This is a genomic window from Comamonas sp. JNW (assembly GCF_003105075.1).
GTDB lineage: Bacteria > Pseudomonadota > Gammaproteobacteria > Burkholderiales > Burkholderiaceae_C > Comamonas > Comamonas squillarum.
This window is the reverse complement of sequence record NZ_QETI01000006.1, coordinates 107474-124960: the sequence shown is the minus strand read 5'-3', so window position 1 is coordinate 124960 and position 17487 is coordinate 107474. Positions and strand designations below refer to the sequence as shown.

The 17487-nt window shown below is 62.6% G+C and carries 14 protein-coding genes and 1 tRNA gene; 4 read left to right on the top strand and 11 right to left on the bottom strand.

Annotation, left to right across the window (positions count from 1 at the left end; all coding sequences use genetic code 11):
* The first annotated feature begins 483 nt into the window (after window positions 1–483).
* Window positions 484–2169, top strand: coding sequence for an aspartate-alanine antiporter (gene aspT, locus DCO45_RS10910; RefSeq protein ID WP_116925862.1), 1686 nt, complete (start codon window positions 484–486; stop codon window positions 2167–2169).
* Window positions 2170–2272: 103 nt separating this feature from the next.
* Window positions 2273–3874 (top strand): bifunctional aspartate transaminase/aspartate 4-decarboxylase, encoded by a 1602-nt coding sequence (locus DCO45_RS10905; RefSeq protein WP_116925861.1) that lies wholly within the window; start codon window positions 2273–2275, stop codon window positions 3872–3874.
* An 85-nt stretch (window positions 3875–3959) separates the two neighbouring features.
* Here DCO45_RS10905 and DCO45_RS10900 read toward each other — a convergent pair whose 3' ends face one another.
* From DCO45_RS10900 to thrS, 10 genes are all read right to left on the bottom strand, one after another.
* Window positions 3960–6395, bottom strand: a complete 2436-nt coding sequence (locus DCO45_RS10900; protein ID WP_116925860.1) for a DNA polymerase II — start codon at window positions 6393–6395, stop codon at window positions 3960–3962.
* Window positions 6396–6600: 205 nt separating this feature from the next.
* A tRNA-Pro gene (locus DCO45_RS10895) sits at window positions 6601–6677 on the bottom strand.
* Window positions 6678–6695: 18 nt separating this feature from the next.
* Window positions 6696–7127 (bottom strand): MerR family transcriptional regulator, encoded by a 432-nt coding sequence (locus DCO45_RS10890; RefSeq protein ID WP_116925859.1) that lies wholly within the window; start codon window positions 7125–7127, stop codon window positions 6696–6698.
* A gap of 113 nt (window positions 7128–7240) precedes the next feature.
* Window positions 7241–7567, bottom strand: a complete 327-nt coding sequence (locus tag DCO45_RS10885) for an integration host factor subunit alpha (protein ID WP_021025154.1) — start codon at window positions 7565–7567, stop codon at window positions 7241–7243.
* Between the two features lie 22 nt (window positions 7568–7589).
* Window positions 7590–10043: a phenylalanine--tRNA ligase subunit beta gene (pheT, locus tag DCO45_RS10880; protein WP_116925858.1), complete on the bottom strand. Its 2454-nt coding sequence runs from the start codon at window positions 10041–10043 to the stop codon at window positions 7590–7592.
* A 150-nt stretch (window positions 10044–10193) separates the two neighbouring features.
* The gene (gene pheS / locus DCO45_RS10875) at window positions 10194–11249 is read right to left on the bottom strand and encodes a phenylalanine--tRNA ligase subunit alpha (RefSeq protein ID WP_021025156.1); all 1056 of its coding nucleotides are present in this window, start codon (window positions 11247–11249) and stop codon (window positions 10194–10196) included.
* A gap of 143 nt (window positions 11250–11392) precedes the next feature.
* Window positions 11393–11752, bottom strand: a complete 360-nt coding sequence (gene rplT, locus DCO45_RS10870; RefSeq protein WP_021025157.1) for a 50S ribosomal protein L20 — start codon at window positions 11750–11752, stop codon at window positions 11393–11395.
* Window positions 11753–11778: 26 nt separating this feature from the next.
* Window positions 11779–11982: a 50S ribosomal protein L35 gene (gene rpmI, locus DCO45_RS10865; protein ID WP_021025158.1), complete on the bottom strand. Its 204-nt coding sequence runs from the start codon at window positions 11980–11982 to the stop codon at window positions 11779–11781.
* A gap of 245 nt (window positions 11983–12227) precedes the next feature.
* Complete coding sequence (gene infC / locus DCO45_RS10860; RefSeq protein ID WP_021025159.1) at window positions 12228–12845, bottom strand: translation initiation factor IF-3; 618 nt, start codon at window positions 12843–12845, stop codon at window positions 12228–12230.
* A gap of 86 nt (window positions 12846–12931) precedes the next feature.
* Entirely contained in the window at window positions 12932–14863 is a 1932-nt protein-coding gene (gene thrS / locus DCO45_RS10855) for a threonine--tRNA ligase (protein WP_116925857.1), read from the bottom strand.
* A gap of 350 nt (window positions 14864–15213) precedes the next feature.
* On the opposite strand from thrS, the gene DCO45_RS10850 reads away from it, so the two are divergent.
* Complete coding sequence (locus tag DCO45_RS10850) at window positions 15214–15936, top strand: hypothetical protein (RefSeq protein WP_116925856.1); 723 nt, start codon at window positions 15214–15216, stop codon at window positions 15934–15936.
* A gap of 39 nt (window positions 15937–15975) precedes the next feature.
* On the opposite strand, the gene DCO45_RS10845 is transcribed toward DCO45_RS10850, so the two are convergent.
* Window positions 15976–16449, bottom strand: a complete 474-nt coding sequence (locus DCO45_RS10845; protein ID WP_116925855.1) for an Lrp/AsnC family transcriptional regulator — start codon at window positions 16447–16449, stop codon at window positions 15976–15978.
* 101 nt (window positions 16450–16550) lie between these two features.
* Between DCO45_RS10845 and DCO45_RS10840 the strand changes: the two genes are divergently transcribed.
* On the top strand, window positions 16551–17462 hold the full coding sequence (locus tag DCO45_RS10840) for a DMT family transporter (RefSeq protein WP_116925854.1): 912 nt from the start codon (window positions 16551–16553) through the stop codon (window positions 17460–17462).
* Window positions 17463–17487: the final 25 nt, after the last annotated feature.

Sequence of the window (17487 nt, the reverse complement as noted above, 5' to 3'; positions counted from 1 at the left end):
GCGGTGCAGCCCCAGCGCAGCAACATGCACACCAAAATTCGGCTTTCGTCATTCAAGCCAATCTTGCTTGCACTCATCGATCAGATCTATAAACATGGGCTGTACTGTGGCAAGAACACATCAGCACGGCCGGCTTCCACGCGCGTAAAAATCAGCAATGACCAGCCCGCTTGCGACGCTTAAACGGGGTCTGGATCGCCCCAATGCGGGTGTTCACTCACTGATGCGCCAGCACAGAGCAAGCACCGAAAACCGGATCAGCGCATGCAGTATGCCATGCTAAATCCTTGAAAAAGTTCAATTTCTGATCTATGACAAGCGCAGCGCATTCAACGACTTTGTCAGCCCTCTCCTACATACAGATTTTCGTGGACTCGGTTAACGTGGCAGCACCCCATTGCAAACAATTCCTAACAAGCTGTACACCGGGCGACTTTGGATATAGCCGGTAGAGCAGCCCTTCTTTTGACCTGAAAGGCTCTTATGGATTGGCTCAGAGGTATCTTGCACCAGGCGCCCGAGATCGCGCTGTTTGCATCGCTGGCACTTGGCTATGGCGTCGGCAAGCTGCGGTTTGGCTCGTTCCAGCTGGGGGGCGTGGCGGGCTCGCTGCTGGCGGCTGTGTTGATCAGCCAGGTGGGGGTACAGATCGACTCGGGCATCAAGGCGGTGCTGTTTGCGCTGTTCATCTATGCCGTGGGTTTTGAGAGTGGGCCCCAGTTCTTTCGCTCGCTGGGGCGGCAGTCGATCAAGGAGATCCTGATGGCGGCCGTGGTCGCCATCTCGGGCCTCGTCACCGTCGTGGTGCTGGCGCGGGTCTTCCACCTGGACAAGGGGCTGGCCGCAGGGCTGGCTGCCGGCGGCATGACGCAGTCGGCCATCATCGGCACGGCAGGCTCGGCCATCGAGAAGCTGGGCCTGGCCGCCGACGAGGTGCAGCGCATGCAGGCCAATGTGGCGATTGGCTATGCGGTGACCTATATCTTTGGCTCGTTCGGCGCCATCTTGCTGTGCGTGAATGTGCTGCAGTGGCTCACCGGCCGCAAGATCCATGACGACGCCATCCAGGCCGAGCAGGAAATGCTCAAGGGCGTGCATGTCTATGGCGCGGGCGAATCGCCTGCGGCACCCGATCTGGTGGGCCGCATTTTCAAGGTCAAGCAGTCAGGCCGCACGGTGACTGAGCTGGAGGCCAGCACCCCGCAAGGCTCGGTCACCATCGAGCGTATCCGCCGCAAGAATGCGCTGGTCGGCGTGGACCCGCAGTTGGTGCTGGAAGCGGGCGATATTGCGCTGCTGGTGGGCCGGCGCGCGGCGGTGGTGGCGCTGGGTGCCAACATCGGTGATGAGCTGCAAAGCGCCGAAGACATGGACGTGGTCATGGTGCGCCGTGATGTGTCCATCACCAACAGCCAGTACCTCAACCGCAGCGTCAAGGACATTCTGGACAGCCTCACGCCCGATTTCAAGCATGGCGTCTATGCGGTGGCGCTGACGCGCTCGGGCTCACCGCTGCCAATCACGCCCGCCACGCTGATCGTGCCAGGCGATGTGGTGACCCTGTTTGGTACGCCCCAGGATGTTCAGAACGCCGCGCAGTCGGTGGGCCCCATCCTCATTCCCAGTGACAAGACGGACTTTGTCTTCCACGGCCTGGGCATCACTGTCGGGCTGCTGATTGGGCTGCTCGTGCTACGCATCGGCTCCATCCCCATCACCCTGGGCAGCGGCGGTGGCGCCTTGCTGGCGGGTCTGCTGTTTGGCTGGTGGCGCAGCCGCAAGCACACCCTGGGCAATATGCCCACTGCCGCCTCTGCCCTGCTGCGCGACCTGGGCCTGGCCGGCTTTGTGGCCATGGTCGGCCTGCAGTCGGGCCAGCAGGCGGTGAGCACGGTGATGGAGCAAGGCCTGAGCCTCTTTCTGATGGGCATGGTGGTGACCATCGTGCCGCTGCTGATTGCGATGCTGTTTGGCAAGTATGTGCTGCGCTATGAGAACGTGGCCATCTTTGCTGGGGCGCTGTCGGGCGCGCGCAGCGCCAACCCCGCCTTTGGCGAGGTGCTGGACAAGGCGGGCAACGCCATCCCCACGGTGCCGTTTGCGATCACCTATGCGCTGGCCAATGTGTTTCTGACATTGCTGGGCCCGCTGGTCATCGCGTTTGCATGAGGGGCGCTGCTGCGCTCTCTTTTTCAGGGATTTCCAGGCGGCGCTGCACCGCCTCCCCTCTTTCCGTTTATCCCGTTTATCAACGACTGCAAGGAGTTGCACCATGTCTCAGGACTACCAGCGTCTGGCCCATTTGAGCCCGTTCGAGCTCAAGGATGAATTGATCAAGGTGGCATCGGGCAAGGCCAATCGGCTGATGCTCAATGCCGGTCGCGGCAACCCGAACTTTCTGGCGACCACGCCGCGCCGCGCGTTCTTTCGCCTGGGGCTGTTTGCGGCGGCCGAGTCCGAGCTGTCGTACTCGTACATGACGGTAGGGGTTGGCGGCCTGGCCAAGATTGAAGGCATTGAGAGCCGCTTTGAGCGTTACACCGCCGAGCACCGCGACCAGGAAGGCGTGCGCTTTCTGGCCAAGGCGCTCAGCTATGTGCGCGACCAGTTGGGCCTGGACCCGGCTGCCTTTCTGCATGAGATGGTGGACGGCATCCTGGGCTGCAACTACCCGGTGCCCCCGCGCATGCTGACCGTGAGCGAGAAGATTGTGCGCCAGTACATCGTGCGCGAGATGGCCGGCGGCGCCGTGCCGGTGGAGTCGGTCGACCTGTTTGCCGTCGAAGGCGGCACCGCTGCCATGGCCTATATCTTCGAGAGCCTGCGCATCAGCGGCCTGCTCAAGGCCGGTGACAAGGTTGCCATCGGCATGCCGGTGTTCACGCCCTATATCGAGATCCCCGAGCTGGCCCAGTACGCACTGGAAGAGGTGCCCATCCATGCCGACCCGGACAATGGCTGGCAGTACTCTGACGCCGAGCTGGACAAGCTGCGCGACCCGGCCGTCAAGATCTTCTTCTGCGTCAACCCCAGCAACCCGCCGTCGGTCAAGATGGACCAGCGCAGCCTGGAGCGCATCAAGGCCATCATTGCCGACCACCGGCCCGATCTGATGGTACTGACCGACGATGTCTACGGCACCTTTGCCGATGACTTCCAGTCGCTGTTCTCGGTATGCCCGCACAACACCTTGCTGGTCTACTCCTTCTCCAAGTATTTTGGCGCCACCGGCTGGCGCCTGGGCGTGATTGCCGCGCACAAGGAAAACGTCTTCGACAAGGCGCTGGCCCAGCTGCCCGAGAGCGCCAAGGTCGAGCTGGACCACCGCTACCGCTCGCTACTGCCCGATGTGCGCTCGCTCAAGTTCATCGACCGCCTGGTGGCCGACAGCCGCGTGGTGGCGCTGAACCATACGGCCGGCCTATCCACCCCGCAGCAGGTGCAGATGGTGCTGTTCTCGCTGTTTGCGCTGATCGATGAAGCCGATGCCTACAAGCAGGCGCTCAAGCAGCTGATCCGCCGCCGCGAGGCCACCTTGTACCGCGAGCTGGGCATGCCGCCGCTGCACAACCCCAACTCCGTCAACTACTACACCCTGATCGACCTGCAGAGCGTCACCTGCCGGCTCTATGGCCAGGCGTTTTCCGACTGGGCCGTGCAGCAGTCCTCGACCGGCGACATGCTATTCCGCATTGCCGACGAGACCGGCATTGTGCTGCTGCCGGGCCGGGGCTTTGGCTCGGACAGGCCATCGGGCCGGGCGTCGCTGGCCAACCTCAACGAGTACGAATACGCCGCCATTGGCCGCGCCTTGCGCCAGATGGTGGACGAGCTGTATGCGCTGTTCCAGGCGCAGTCAGCCGCCAAGCCCTGAGCCGCTCTGGCGCATCAACGCGGCAGCGCAGGCCCGCCCCCCTGCGCTGCCCGCCCCAGCTCCCATCAGCGGCTGCAGCAGGCCGTTAGAACAACTCCTGCTGCATCGAGGTGAGGCCGTTGAAGTCCTCCCCCAGCGGCTGCAAGATGGCATCGGCAATCGGCTGCAGCTGCTTGCTCAGGTAGTGCTCGTAGTCGATCGGCGACTGGCGCACTTCCAAGGGCTCGGGCCCGTTCTTGCCCATCACATAGCGAATCCAGCCACCGCTTTGGTACTGCAGCGGGCGGCCCAGGCGCCGGTTGTAGTCATCGGCCATGCGGGCCGCGCGCACCTGCGGCGGCAGGTTGGCCACATAGGCATCGAGCCGGTGGCGCAGGCGCTTGCGGTAGACCAGCAAGTCATCCTTTTGGCCAGCCAGGGTCGCCTGCGCATAGTCGATGACAAAGTCACGGTAGGGCTCGCCTTGAAAGACCCGTGAGAGCAGCCCTTCCTGGAACTGGCGCGCCAGCGGTGTCCAGTCGCTGCGCGCCATCTCCAGGCCCCGGTAGACCATGGCCTCCTTGCCATCGGCATCCACACTCAAGCCCGCATAGCGCTTTTTGCTGCCCACGTCCGAGCCCCGGATCGTGGGCATGAAGAACTTCTTGTAGTGCGTGTCGAACTCGATCTCGAGAAAGCTCTCGAGGTTCTGTTCCTGGCGCAGGCCTTGCGTCCACCAGGCATTGATGTCGCCGACCAGCGATGTGGCCACCGCATGGGCCTCCTGGTTGCTGTGGGCACGCCCCAGCCAGATAAAGATCGAATCGGTATCCCCGTAGATGACCTCGTAGCCGCGCTGCTGCACCAGCGCCTTGGTGCGTTTGACCATCTCATGGCCGCGCAGGGTGATCGACGAGATCAGCGCTGGGTTGAAGAAGCGGCATTCCGTCGCGCCCAACACCCCGGCAAAGGAGTTCATCACCAGCTTGAGCGCCTGGGACAGCGGCTCGTTCTTCGTGCGCTTGGCCTCATCGCGCGCGCGCCAGAGCGTAGTGACGATCTCGGGCAGACAGTGCTTGTCGCGCGAAAAGCGCGTGTCCATCGGCCCGTGGATCGGCGATGCGGTATCGCTGGCATGCAGGCCTTCGGCCAGGCCCACCGGGTCGACCAGGTAGGTGCGGATGATGGACGGATAGAGACTTTTGTAGTCCAGCACCACCACCGAGTCATAAAAGCCGGGCCGCGAATCGAGCACATAGCCACCGGGCGAAGACTTGCCCCGCACATCGCCCACATTGGGCGCCACATAACCTTGGCGGTGCATGCGCGGCAGGTAGTGGTGGCTGAACGCGGCAATCGAGCCGCCAAACTGGTCCAGCTGCAGGCCGGTGGCATGCGCCCGCTCCATCGCAAACTGCAGCAGCTGGGCCTTGTCAAAAATGCGCAGCACCAGCTCGCAGTCGCGGATGTTGTAGGCCGCCAGCGCGGGCTTGTCCTGCTGGTAGCGGCGCTCGATCTCGGCCATCTTGTCGTACTCGTCGCCAATGTCCTTGCCCTCGCTCAGCAAGGCCTGGGCCACGTTCTCCAGGCTGAATGACGGAAAGCTCCACACCGCCGCCCGCAAGGCCTCGATGCCATCGATCACCGCGCGGCCCGGCATCGGCGCAAACCAGTAGTCCTGCTTGCCCGGGTGCGCGCGCCAGGCAATGGGCCGGCCCTCGCGCCCCAGCAGCAGCGGGGTGGCGCAATCATCCGCCGTCTTTTGCAGCACCCGCAGGTCAAACTGGATCACATTCCAGCCGACGATGACGTCGGGGTCATGGCGCGCAAACCAGGCATTGAGCTCTTCGATCATCGCCTTGCGGCTGGCGCAATACACCAGCCTGAAATCGCTGGTGGGTTCAGCCTGCTCTGCCGGTGCAGCGAGCGCCGGTGCGTCGGGCGCCGGTGCGTCGGGCGCCGGTGCATCGGGTACCGGGGCATCGCCCAGCATGTACACCACGCGCTCGCCCACGCCATCGAGCGCAATCGAGTACAGATCCTGGTGCTGGCTGGTTTCGATATCGAGCGACACGACTTTGAGCGCAGGCCGGTAGGCGGGCGCCGGCACCAGTCTGCAGTCCACCACGGTATTGCCTTGCAGCTGTCCGCCCTCGACCTGCACGCCAGCGGTGATAAAGCGCTCCATCAAATAGCGCTCATGGGGCCGCACATCGGCTTCCAAAAGCGATACATCGAGCTGCTTCAAGCCGCGCGCGAGCTTGCCCAACTGCCGGTAATGCGTGGCATAGACGCCCAGCACCGGCTCCTGCTGAAAATTTTTGAGGGCCAGCTCGCGCAGCTCCATACCGGGCATGGCCAGCAGCTGCGTCTGCACCACCACCCGGTGCCGCGCCTCGACAAACGCCACCGAGACCTGCCGCGTCAGCAGCACTTTGAGCGGCCCGGCATCGGTCGCCAGCCAGTACTCCATCTCGGTGCCTGCAGCCGCGTCCCGCCAATGGCGGGTCAGGATGAATCCTTGGAGGGGGGTGGTGGGCACGGTAGATCAGGCTAAGCAAAAAAGGGGCGAAAACCGCAGCCATCGCTGCGATGGCATCAAGCGCCGAAAGCCTCGGCGGGCTTGCGCACCGATGATATCGCCGGCGTGCCGCAGCGCCTGCACATGGGTGGCAGATGTTGGCTCCAGAGCCTGTTTGGACAAAAGAAAAAGGACTTAGCTCTTTCGAGCTAAGTCCTTGTCTTTTTGGTCGGAATGGCGGGATTCGAACTCGCGACCCCTTGCACCCCATGCAAGTGCGCTACCAGGCTGCGCTACATTCCGAAGACTTGAATTATATACCTAGTTTTCAGGGTCCCCGGAAAGAATGCGACGAATTTCTTGCAATTCGATCGCGGCCTGCTGCCAGCTCAGCGGTTCAGCGCTTTCAGCCATGCCGGCAGCCAGCACATCAGCACCTTCGTCCTGCAGTGCGAACATGCTGTCGTCTTCCAGCGCATCGAGCATGGCCTGGCCGCGCGGCAGTGACTGGAGCTGGTTGCGCGCCCCGCTGATCGTAAAGCCCCGCTCATAGAGCAGCTCACGGATGCGGCGGATCATCAGCACCTCATGGTGCTGGTAGTAGCGGCGGTTGCCCCGGCGCTTGACCGGGCGCAGCTGCGTGAACTCCTGCTCCCAGTAGCGCAGCACATGCGGCTTGACGTCGCACAGCACCGACACCTCACCGATGGTGAAATAGCGCTTGGCAGGGATGGGGGGCAGCTGTTTTTCCATGGACAAATTGTAAACAGCCGCGAAAGCGGCCGTGTTGCATATAGGCGAAAGCGGGCGACGGTTTGACCTTCAGTGCCCACGCACTGCAGGCGGCCGCGCACCCAGGGCCTGCGTCACTCCATGTCGGCGGGGGCCTGCACCGAATCCTTGAGCTTGCCGCTGGCATGGAAGGTGACCACGCGGCGCGCCTCGATCGGCACCTCTTCGCCGGTGCGCGGATTGCGGCCGGGGCGGGCCTTCTTCATGCGCACCTGGAAATTGCCAAAGCTTGACAGCTTCACATCCTCGCCCTTGATCAAGCTCTCCGAGATCAGGTCGAAAAAGGCATCGACCATGTCCTTGGCTTCGCGCTTGTTCAGGCCGATGTTGTCAAACAGCATATCGGCCAGCTGCGCCTTGGTCAGCGCCGGTTGTTCCAGGCTCTCAACGGTGAATTCCATATAGCAATCCTCGCGTGTGGGATCAGCGCAGACGCGCACCCAGGCTTTGTGTGAGTTGTTCGACCACGGCCTGCACGGCCGCTTCAATCTCGGTGTCTTCCAGCGCGCGCTCGTCATGGCCCAGGCTCAGACGCACGGCCAGGCTCTTCTCGTCCTGGGCCAGGCTGCCGGCAGCGGCCTCTTCGCCCGCCTTGAGCTTCTTGGGCCGGAACACATCGAACAGCACGGCACTGCGCAGGATAGCACCTGCGCTGGCAGCCGTGATGGCCTGCATGATCTGGGCGTGGGTGACAGTTTCCTTGACCACGACAGCGATGTCGCGCTCGACCATCTGGTGCTTGGCCACCGGTGCGAACACCGGCACCTGGCGTGCCAGCACGGCATCGAGGGCCAGCTCGAACATCACTGGCGCCTGGGCCAAATCCCATTCCTGGCGCCACTGGGGGTGCAGCTCGCCAACAAAGCCGATGGCCTTGCCGTCCAGCAGCACGCGGGCGCAGCGGCCAGGGTGCAGCGCGGGGTGCTCAGCCGCTTCAAACACCGGCTTGAGCGGCGCCAGCAGTGCCTCGACATCGCCCTTGACGTCGTAGAAATCGACCTTGGTCTCGCTGCGGCCCCATTGCAGCTGGTCGGCTGCGCCATAGGCCAGGCCCGCCACGCGCATGGGCTGGTGGAAGCCCTTGACGGTGGTGTCGGACTCGGCGACCGAGTCGTCCTTGAAGAACACGCGGCCCAGCTCGAACACGCGCACGCGCTGAGCTTTGCGGTCCACATTGAACTTGAGCACCTGCAGCAGCGAGCCCAGCAACGACGAGCGCATCACGCTCAGGTGGCTGGCGATGGGGTTGAGCAGCTTGATGGCCTGGCTGTTGCCCGCCAGCTCTTGCTCCCACTTTTCTTCGACAAAGCTGAAGTTGATCGTCTCCTGGTAGCCCAGGCCGGCCAGCGCATGGCGCACGGCATAGGGGCTGCGGGAGTTCTCGGCACGCAGCTTGGGCGAGATCGGCGCCAGCGGCTTGCTGGTGGGCAGGTTCTCGTAGCCAATCATCCGCGCGATTTCTTCAACCAGGTCTTCTTCCAGGTTGATGTCGAAGCGGAAGGTAGGCGCGGTCACGCTGATCACGCCTTCTTGCGCCACGGTGGCGGGCAGGCCCAGGCCGTTCAGCGCATCGAGGCACTGCTGCTGGGTCACCGGCATGCCGATGACCTTGGCTGCACGCGCCACGCGCAGCTGCACCGTCTTGGGTGCAGGCATGTTGGGCTGCTGGTCGTCCATGGCGGCCACCTGGGTCTCGGGCGTGCCGCAGATCTCGAGCACCAGCTGGGTGATGCGCTCGATGTGCTCGGTGGTGAACTGCGGGTCCACACCACGCTCGAAGCGGTGGCCCGCGTCGGTCGAGAAGTTGAAGTGGCGCGAGCGGCCGGCAACGGCCTTTGGGAACCAGAAAGCCGCTTCGATGTAGATGTTCTTGGTGTCGTCGGACACGGCAGTGGCATCGCCACCCATGATGCCGGCGAGCGACTCCAGGCCGTGCGCGTCCGCAATCACGCCGACCTTGGGGAAGTCGTCGATCTCGATGGTGTTGCCGTTGAGCAGCTTGAGCGTCTCGCCCTGCTTGCCCCAGCGCACGCTCAGGCCGCCGCTGATCTTGTCCAGATCGAAGATGTGGCTGGGCCGGCCCAGCTCGAACATCACGTAGTTGGAGATATCGACCAGGGGGCTGACGGCGCGCTGGCCGCAACGGGCCAGGCGGTCGACCATCCACTGCGGGGTCTTGACCTGGGTGTTGACGTTGCGCACGATGCGGCCGGAGAAACGGCCGCACAGGTCGGTCGCTTCGATCTTGACGGGCAGCTTGTCTTGCGAAGCCACAGCCGCCGCCGGGAAGGACAGCGCCTTGAGCGGCGTGCCGGTCAGCGCCGACAGCTCACGCGCCACACCATAGACCGACAGGCAGTGTGCCAGGTTGGGCGTGAGCTTGAGGGTGAACAAGGTGTCATCAAGGTTCAGGTATTCGCGCACGTTCTGGCCCAGTGGCGCATCGGCGGGCAGCTCCAGCAGACCGCCGTGGTCGTCGGCAATGCCCAGCTCCTTGGCCGAGCACAGCATGCCAAAGCTTTGCACGCCGCGCAGTTTGCCGATCTTGATCTTGAAGGGCTTGCCGTCCGCGCCGGGGGGCAGCTCGGCGCCCACGGTCGCGCAAGGGATGCGGATGCCCACGCGCGCATTGGGCGCGCCGCAGACGATATTGAGCAACTCGGGGCCACCGACATCGACCTGGCAGACGCGCAGACGGTCGGCATCGGGGTGTTGCACCGCTTCCTTGATCTCGCCGACAACGATGCCGGTGAACGGTGGCGCTACGGGGTCGAGTTCTTCGACCTCGAGGCCTGCCATGGTCAAGGTATCGGCCAGCTCTTGGGTGGTCAGCGACGGGTTGCAGTATTGGCGCAACCAGGATTCAGGAAATTGCATAGTCGGACTCTTTGGCGTTCAGGCCTGCTGCGCCGTCTTGGGCAGCGGCAGGCCGGGCGTTCTTGCTTTTCAATCGGGAGCGGCTGGCAGCGCATGCTGCCCGGGGGCTGGGGATCACATTGCAGATCTGCAGCATTGACCGCTCCGTGCTCATGACTGGAACTGCGACAGGAAACGGATGTCGCCGTCAAAGAACAGGCGCAGGTCATTGACGCCATAACGCAGCATGGTCAGGCGGTCAGGGCCCATGCCAAAGGCAAAGCCAATGTATTTCTCGGGATCGAGCCCCATGTTGCGCACCACATTGGGGTGTACCTGGCCGGCGCCCGAGACTTCCAGCCAGCGGCCGGCCAGCGGCCCGCTTTGGAACTGGATGTCGATCTCGGCCGAGGGCTCGGTGAACGGGAAGAAGCTGGGGCGAAAGCGCAGCACCAGGTCATCCTGCTCGAAGAAGGTCTTGCAGAAGTCGGTGAACACGACCTTGAGGTCCTTGAAGCTCACGTTCTCGCCGATCCACAGGCCTTCGCACTGGTGGAACATCGGCGAGTGGGTGGCGTCCGAGTCCACGCGGTAGGTGCGGCCCGGCGCGATCACGCGGATCTCGGGCATGGTCTGGCCCGCGTCGATCAGGTTGCGGTAGCGCTTGACGTGCTGGACCGCATGGCGCACCTGCATCGGGCTGGTGTGCGTGCGCAGCAGATTGGGCGCGTGCTGGGTGCCACCTTCGACATAGAAGGTGTCGTGCATCGAGCGCGCGGGATGGTCTTCGGGCGTATTGAGCGCGGTGAAGTTGAACCAGTCGGATTCGATCTCGGGGCCTTCGGCCACATCGAAGCCCATGGAGCCGAAGATGCCTTCGATGCGCTCCATCGTGATGGATACGGGGTGCAGACCACCGCTGCCGCGGCGGCGGCCGGGCAGGCTCACGTCCAGCACTTCGGCCTTGAGGTGGGCTTGCAGCTCGGCATCGGCCAGCGCCTTGCGGCGTGCCGTCAAGGCCGCCTCAATCGCCTGCTTGGCCACGTTGATGGCGGCACCGCGCGATTTTTTCTCTTCGACGGAAAGCTGCGCCATGCCCTTCATGAGCTCGGTCATCTTGCCCGACTTGCCCAAAAACTGCGCCTTGGCGTTTTCCAGATCAGCGGGGGTATGGGCCTGCGCAAACAGTTGCTGCGCGCTTTCGACCAGAGAATCCAACTCGTTCATATCGACTCTTATCGACTGTAATGCCGGGCCACCAAAAAGCAGCCTGGCGATAAAAAAACAAGGGCTAGCGCCTTTTCAAGCCCTAGCCCTTGCTGTGTGTGCACCAGCAGCTACTAAATCAACAGTAACTACCGATCGTGACCTTAGGCAGCCAGCTTGGCTTTGACTTGGTCGACGATAGCTGCAAAAGCAGCCTTGTCGTGCACGGCGATATCGGCCAGCATCTTGCGGTCGATTTCAATGGCAGCCTTCTTCAGACCGTTGGCGAACTGGCTGTAGGTCAGGCCCAGTTCACGGGAAGCGGCATTGATACGGGCGATCCACAATTGGCGGAACACGCGCTTCTTGGTACGACGGTCACGGTAGGCGTACTGGCCTGCCTTCATTACCGCTTGCTTGGCAACGCGGAAGACGTTACCACGGCGACCGCGGAAACCCTTAGCAAGGGCCAGAACTTTTTTGTGACGGGCGCGTGCCGTTACACCACGTTTGACGCGAGGCATGTGTTTTCTCCTAGTTCGTCAGTGAATTACAGGCCCATGCCGGGCAACATTTGTGCCATGTGACCCATGTTGGTCTCATGCACAGCGGTTGCACCACGCAGATGGCGCTTGTTCTTGGTGGTCTTCTTGGTCAAGATGTGACGCTTGAAGGCTTGACCGCGCTTGACGGTGCCACCTGGACGAACGCGAAAACGCTTCTTCGCGCTGCTTTTGGTCTTCATTTTGGGCATGTGAATGCTCCTTATGTTTGTGCTCGTGAGGCGTTCCATCGCCATGATGAAACTTGATTTGGCCCCGAGCCACTTCTGTGACAGACCTAGATTAGATCTACTCTATCAATGCGCAAGGTGTTGGCTGCGCCTATCCTAAGCACCAGAGCCGAAACCCCAGACTCAGGCAAGCACTGCCGCTACCCTGCTAAAAACCGAAAGCGGCCTAAGCCGCTTGTCGGTAATCCAGTATTCTAACCGCTTCTTTAAGCTGTGGCTACTGGCGAGGAATTTCCCTCGACCGGCTTGCCAGCTGCAGCGCCACCGGGCTTCTTGCGCGCCGGAGCGATCATCATGATCATCTGGCGGCCTTCGAGCTTGGGGAACTGCTCGACCTGGATCAGGTCGGCGAGCTCGTCGCGGATGCGGTTGAGCAGGTCCATGCCCAGGTTCTGGTGGGTGATTTCACGACCACGGAAGCGCAGGGTCACCTTGACCTTGTCGCCTTCGGCCAGGAAGCGGCGGATATTGCGCATCTTGACGTTGTAGTCGCCATCATCAGTACCGGGGCGGAACTTGATTTCCTTGATTTCGATGACGGTTTGCTTGGCCTTGGCCTCGGCCGCCTTCTTTTGCTCCAGATACTTGAACTTGCCGTAGTCCATCAGGCGGCAAACCGGAGGCGTGGCCGTGGCGACAATCTCCACCAGGTCGACGTCCAGCTCTCCGGCCATACGCAGCGCTTCCATCAGCGGCACGATGCCCAGCGGTTCATTATCAGGACCGGACAGACGCACTTCTGGTGCCTGAATCTCACGATTCAGACGGTGTTTGCGTTCTTCGCGGTGGCGGCGATCACGGAATTCAGTAGCTATGGCTTTCACCCTAAAAATTTAAAAACTACGACAGCGTAGCTGCTCAAAACGCAGTCCACGCTGTCCAAAGCTTTGACGAACCAGAAAAAGGCTGCTTAGGCTTTAGCGGCAATGTCCTTGGCAATCAAGTCGACGAATGCATCGATGGACATCACACCGAGGTCTTTCCCGCCCCGGGCGCGCACTGCTACGGCTCCGGCTGCCTTCTCCTTGTCGCCAGCGACAAGAATATAGGGCAGCTTTTGCAACGAATGCTCCCGTATTTTATACGTAATCTTCTCGTTGCGCAGATCGGTAACCACACGCAGCCCTTGGCTGGGCAAGGCCTTACGCAGTTTGTCGGCCACTTCCTGCACGTAGGCGCCTTGCGCATCGGTGATGTTGAGCACTGCCACCTGCGTGGGCGCGAGCCAGGCGGGCAGCGCGCCGGCGTGCTGCTCGATCAGGATGCCGATGAAGCGCTCGAGCGAGCCCACGATCGCGCGGTGCAGCATGATGGGGCGGTGGCGCTCGCCGTCTTCGCCGACGAACTCGGCATCGAGGCGCTCGGGCAGGTTCGGGTCGACCTGGATGGTGCCGCACTGCCATTCACGGCCCAGCGCGTCCTTCAAGGTGTACTCGATCTTGGGGCCGTAGAACGCGCCCTCACCGGGCAGGTACTCGAACTCGCAACCCGAGGCGCGCAGGCCTTCGGCCAGCGCCGCTTCGGCCGCATCCCAGCTCTCGTCGCTGCCGATGCGCTTTTCAGGGCGGGTCGAGAGGCGGTAGAGGATGTTGGTGAAGCCAAAGTCTGCATACACCTTTTGCAGCAGCGCGGTGAACGCGGTCACCTCGGCCTGGATCTGCTCGGGCAGGCAGAAGATGTGGCCGTCATCTTGCGTGAAGGCGCGCACGCGCATGATGCCGTGCAGCGAGCCGGTAGGCTCGTTGCGGTGGCAGGCACCAAACTCACCAAAGCGCAGCGGCAGATCGCGGTAGCTCTTGATGCCTTGCTTGTAGATGAGGATGTGGCCGGGGCAGTTCATCGGCTTGAGCGCGTACTCGCGCTTTTCCGACTCGGTCGTGAACATGTTCTCGCGGTACTTGTCCCAGTGGCCGGTCTTCTCCCACAGGGTCTTGTCCAGGATCTGCGGGCCCTTGACCTCCTGGTAGCCGTTGTCGCGGTACACCTTGCGCATGTACTGCTCGACTTCCTGCCAGATCGACCAGCCCTTGGGGTGCCAGAACACGGTGCCGGGCGAATGCTCGTCGATGTGGAACAGGTCGAGTTCGCGGCCGAGCTTGCGGTGGTCGCGCTTTTCAGCCTCTTCGAGCATCGTCAGGTACTGCTGCAGATCGTCCTTGCTGGCCCAGGCCGTGCCGTAGATGCGTTGCAGCATCTCGTTGTTGTGGTCGCCGCGCCAGTAGGCACCGGCCACCTTCATCAGCTTGAAATGCTTGAGCTTGCCGGTGCTGGGCACGTGGGGGCCACGGCACAGGTCTTCGAACGCGCCTTCGCGGTACAGGCTCACATCTTCATTGCTGGGGATGGAGGCAATGATCTCGGCCTTGTAGTTCTCACCCAGGCCCTTGAAGTAGGCCACGGCTTCGTCACGCGGCAGCACGCGGCGCACCACGGGCTCGTCCTTGTTGGCCAGCTCGGTCATGCGCTTTTCGATCGCCACCAGGTCTTCGGGCGTGAAGGGGCGCTTGTAGGCGAAGTCGTAGTAGAAACCGTTGTCGATCACCGGGCCGATGGTGACCTGGGCTTCCGGGAACAGCTCCTTGACGGCGTAGGCCAGCAAGTGGGCGGTGGAGTGGCGGATCACTTCCAGGCCATCGGCATCCTTGGCCGTCACGATGGACAGCGGCATGTCGCGGTCAATGACAAAGCTGGTGTCCACCACCTTGGCGTTGTCGCCCAGACCTACCTTGCCAGCCAGCGCGGCCTTGGCCAGGCCAGCGCCAATCGATGCAGCGACCTCGGCCACCGACACGGGGCCCGGGTAGTCGCGCTTGGAGCCATCGGGAAGCGTAATTTGAACCATGAGAAATCCTAAATAATCGTGAGCTTTTACCAAGCCGCGCTGCCAGAAAAGCAAAAAGCGCGGAGCTTGTCCGCGCTTTGGTGTGAGGAGACGAAATCGTCGTACAGGCGCGAACCACCGGCCTTACTGGCCAGTCAAACCCCAAGTGGTTGTAGTTCGCGGTGTCATAACCGATGTTGCCTTTCTCGCTCTTACCAGTGGATGGAATCTAAAACGACTGTCATTTTCCCACATTCTGATGCAATCTGCTGGTCTTCCCGCAATCCGGGCGCCAACGGGCTTGCCATAATCAAAACGATAGCAGACCTTGACGATTAGATATGCCCTATCGCTACGCCCGATCTGTTGGAATGTCCGCCTGCCTGGCTGCGTTATTGCTGCAAGGGGGCTGCTCCAGCACCCCCGCCACCCGTGGCAAAGTCCCCGAACGCGATATGCAGGCCCAGGAGTGGGGCCAGTCCGATGTGAACCGCATGGCCACCTTGAGCATGCGCGCCAACCTGCAAAGCCTGTATGTGCTGATGGACAAGCTCTACCGCCGCAATCCGCAGGAGTGGCGCAAGGGCGGTTTTGACAACCGCGAGGCGGCGATGAAGGCCGTGCGCGAGGCGATCGAAAACCAGCAACCCTGGCCCGAACTGTTGGATCAACGCGACATTGCCGGCATGAGCATGGCGCTGGCGCCCGAGTTTGCCGGCGACCGGGTGGCCGCCTTCACCTGGGCCACGGCCGACATGCTGATCACCGCCTATGGCGGCCGCACCACCTTCTACCTGATCCATGGGCTCGATGCCCAGGCGGTCTACAACGCGTCGCGCAACCTGGAGATTGCCAACTGGATGCTCACCCACCGCAAGCTGGGCAATGGCCAAACCATGCTGCTGAGCAACGAGCTCAATGCCAGCGAGCGCAACCTGAGCTTCGAGCGCGAATTTGGCAAGATGATTGCCCGCAATGACCTGATGGCCGATGTCGTATCCGAGAAATACCGCCGCGCGGTGATTGGCTATGTGCAGGGGCTGGCCGGCGGCAGCTTGCTGCAGTTTCTGCCGGTGCAGGCGGTGGCGCATTAACGCGCCCTCCTCACCCGCCCCATTTACTGAACCTGGCGCTTATCGCGCGGGCAGCGGCAGATGCAGGCTGCGCTTGAGCGTGGCCAGCGCAATCGAGGTGTTGAAGCGCTGGATATTCTGATCGCCGTCAAACAGCCGCTGGGTGATCGCCTGGTACTCCTGCATGTCACGCGCAGTCACCACCAGCAGGTAGTCCGTCTGGCCGGTGACGGCATAGCACTGCTGCACCGCCGTCTCAGCCGCCACCCGGGCGCGGAAGCCCTGGGTCAGCGCATCGAGCTCATTGACCAGCTGCACCTCGATAAAGATCGTCAGCGGCCGGCCCACCGCCTCGGGGCTGAGCTGTGCGGTATTGGCCGCAATCACACCGCTGTCTTGCAGACGGCGGATGCGGCGCTGCACGGCAGCCGGTGACAGGTTCACCTGCTCGGCCACCTCGCGCTGGGGGCGCAGGTTGTCGCGCTGCAGGATGGCCAAAATGGCCAGGTCGAAGGAATCGAGTTCAGCGTTCATCGCGAGGGCCTGGAGGGGGAGTGCGCAGCAAGAGCGAAACTTGCATTTGGCACCGATTTTTCGAGCAATTTACTTCGCCCAGCTGCAATATTATCTCGGCCATGCAAGATTCTCTCTGGCAGCGGCTGCTGCCCTCCTTGGCCGTATTGGGCTCGGTCAGCGCGCTGTGCCTGGGCACCAGCTTTGCCAAACACCTGTTCCCCGTTGTCGGCGCCCAGGGCACTACTGCGTTGCGCGTGGGCTTTTCGGCATTGCTGCTGCTGCTCATCTGGCGCCCCTGGCGCTTTGGGCCTACCAAGGCGCACCTGAGGCAGATTGCGATCTTTGGCGTGGTGCTGGGGCTCATGAACCTGCTGTTTTACATGGCCATCAAGCGCCTGCCCTTTGGCGTGACGGTGGCCATCGAGTTTGTCGGCCCGCTGTCGGTGGCGGTGTGGACCTCGCGCCGGCTGCTCGATCTGGTCTGGCTGGGCTTGGCGGCGCTGGGCCTGTTTTTGCTGCTGGTGCTGCCGATGTTTGGTGTGCAGACTGCCGCGCTCGACCCGGTGGGCCTGTGCTTTGCGATCCTGGCCTCGGCCTGCTGGGCCGGCTACATCGTGCTGGGCAAGCGCGCCGGCCATATGCATGGCGGCATGGTGGTGTCACTGGCGCTGCTGACTGCGGCCATCGTGGTGGTGCCCTTTGGCATTGCCGAGGCCGGCGCCAAGCTGCTGCAGCCTTCGATCCTGCTCTATGGCCTGGCAGTGGCCGCTGTCTCCAGCGCCATTCCCTACACCCTGGAGATGTTTGCGCTCAAGCGCCTGAGCTCTGGGGCCTTTTCCACCATGCTCGCCACCGAGCCGGCCATTGCCGCCATTGCCGGCATGCTGGTGCTGGGCGAGCTGCTGACCGCAACCCAGTGGTCGGCCATTGGACTGATCATGTTTGCAGCGATGGGCAGCGCACTGACGGCCAAGCCCTCTGCCCCGCCGCAGGCGGCAGCGCCCAAGACCGAAGGCCAGGCCGTCGCCTGAGCACGCCACCCACCCGCCCATGAAA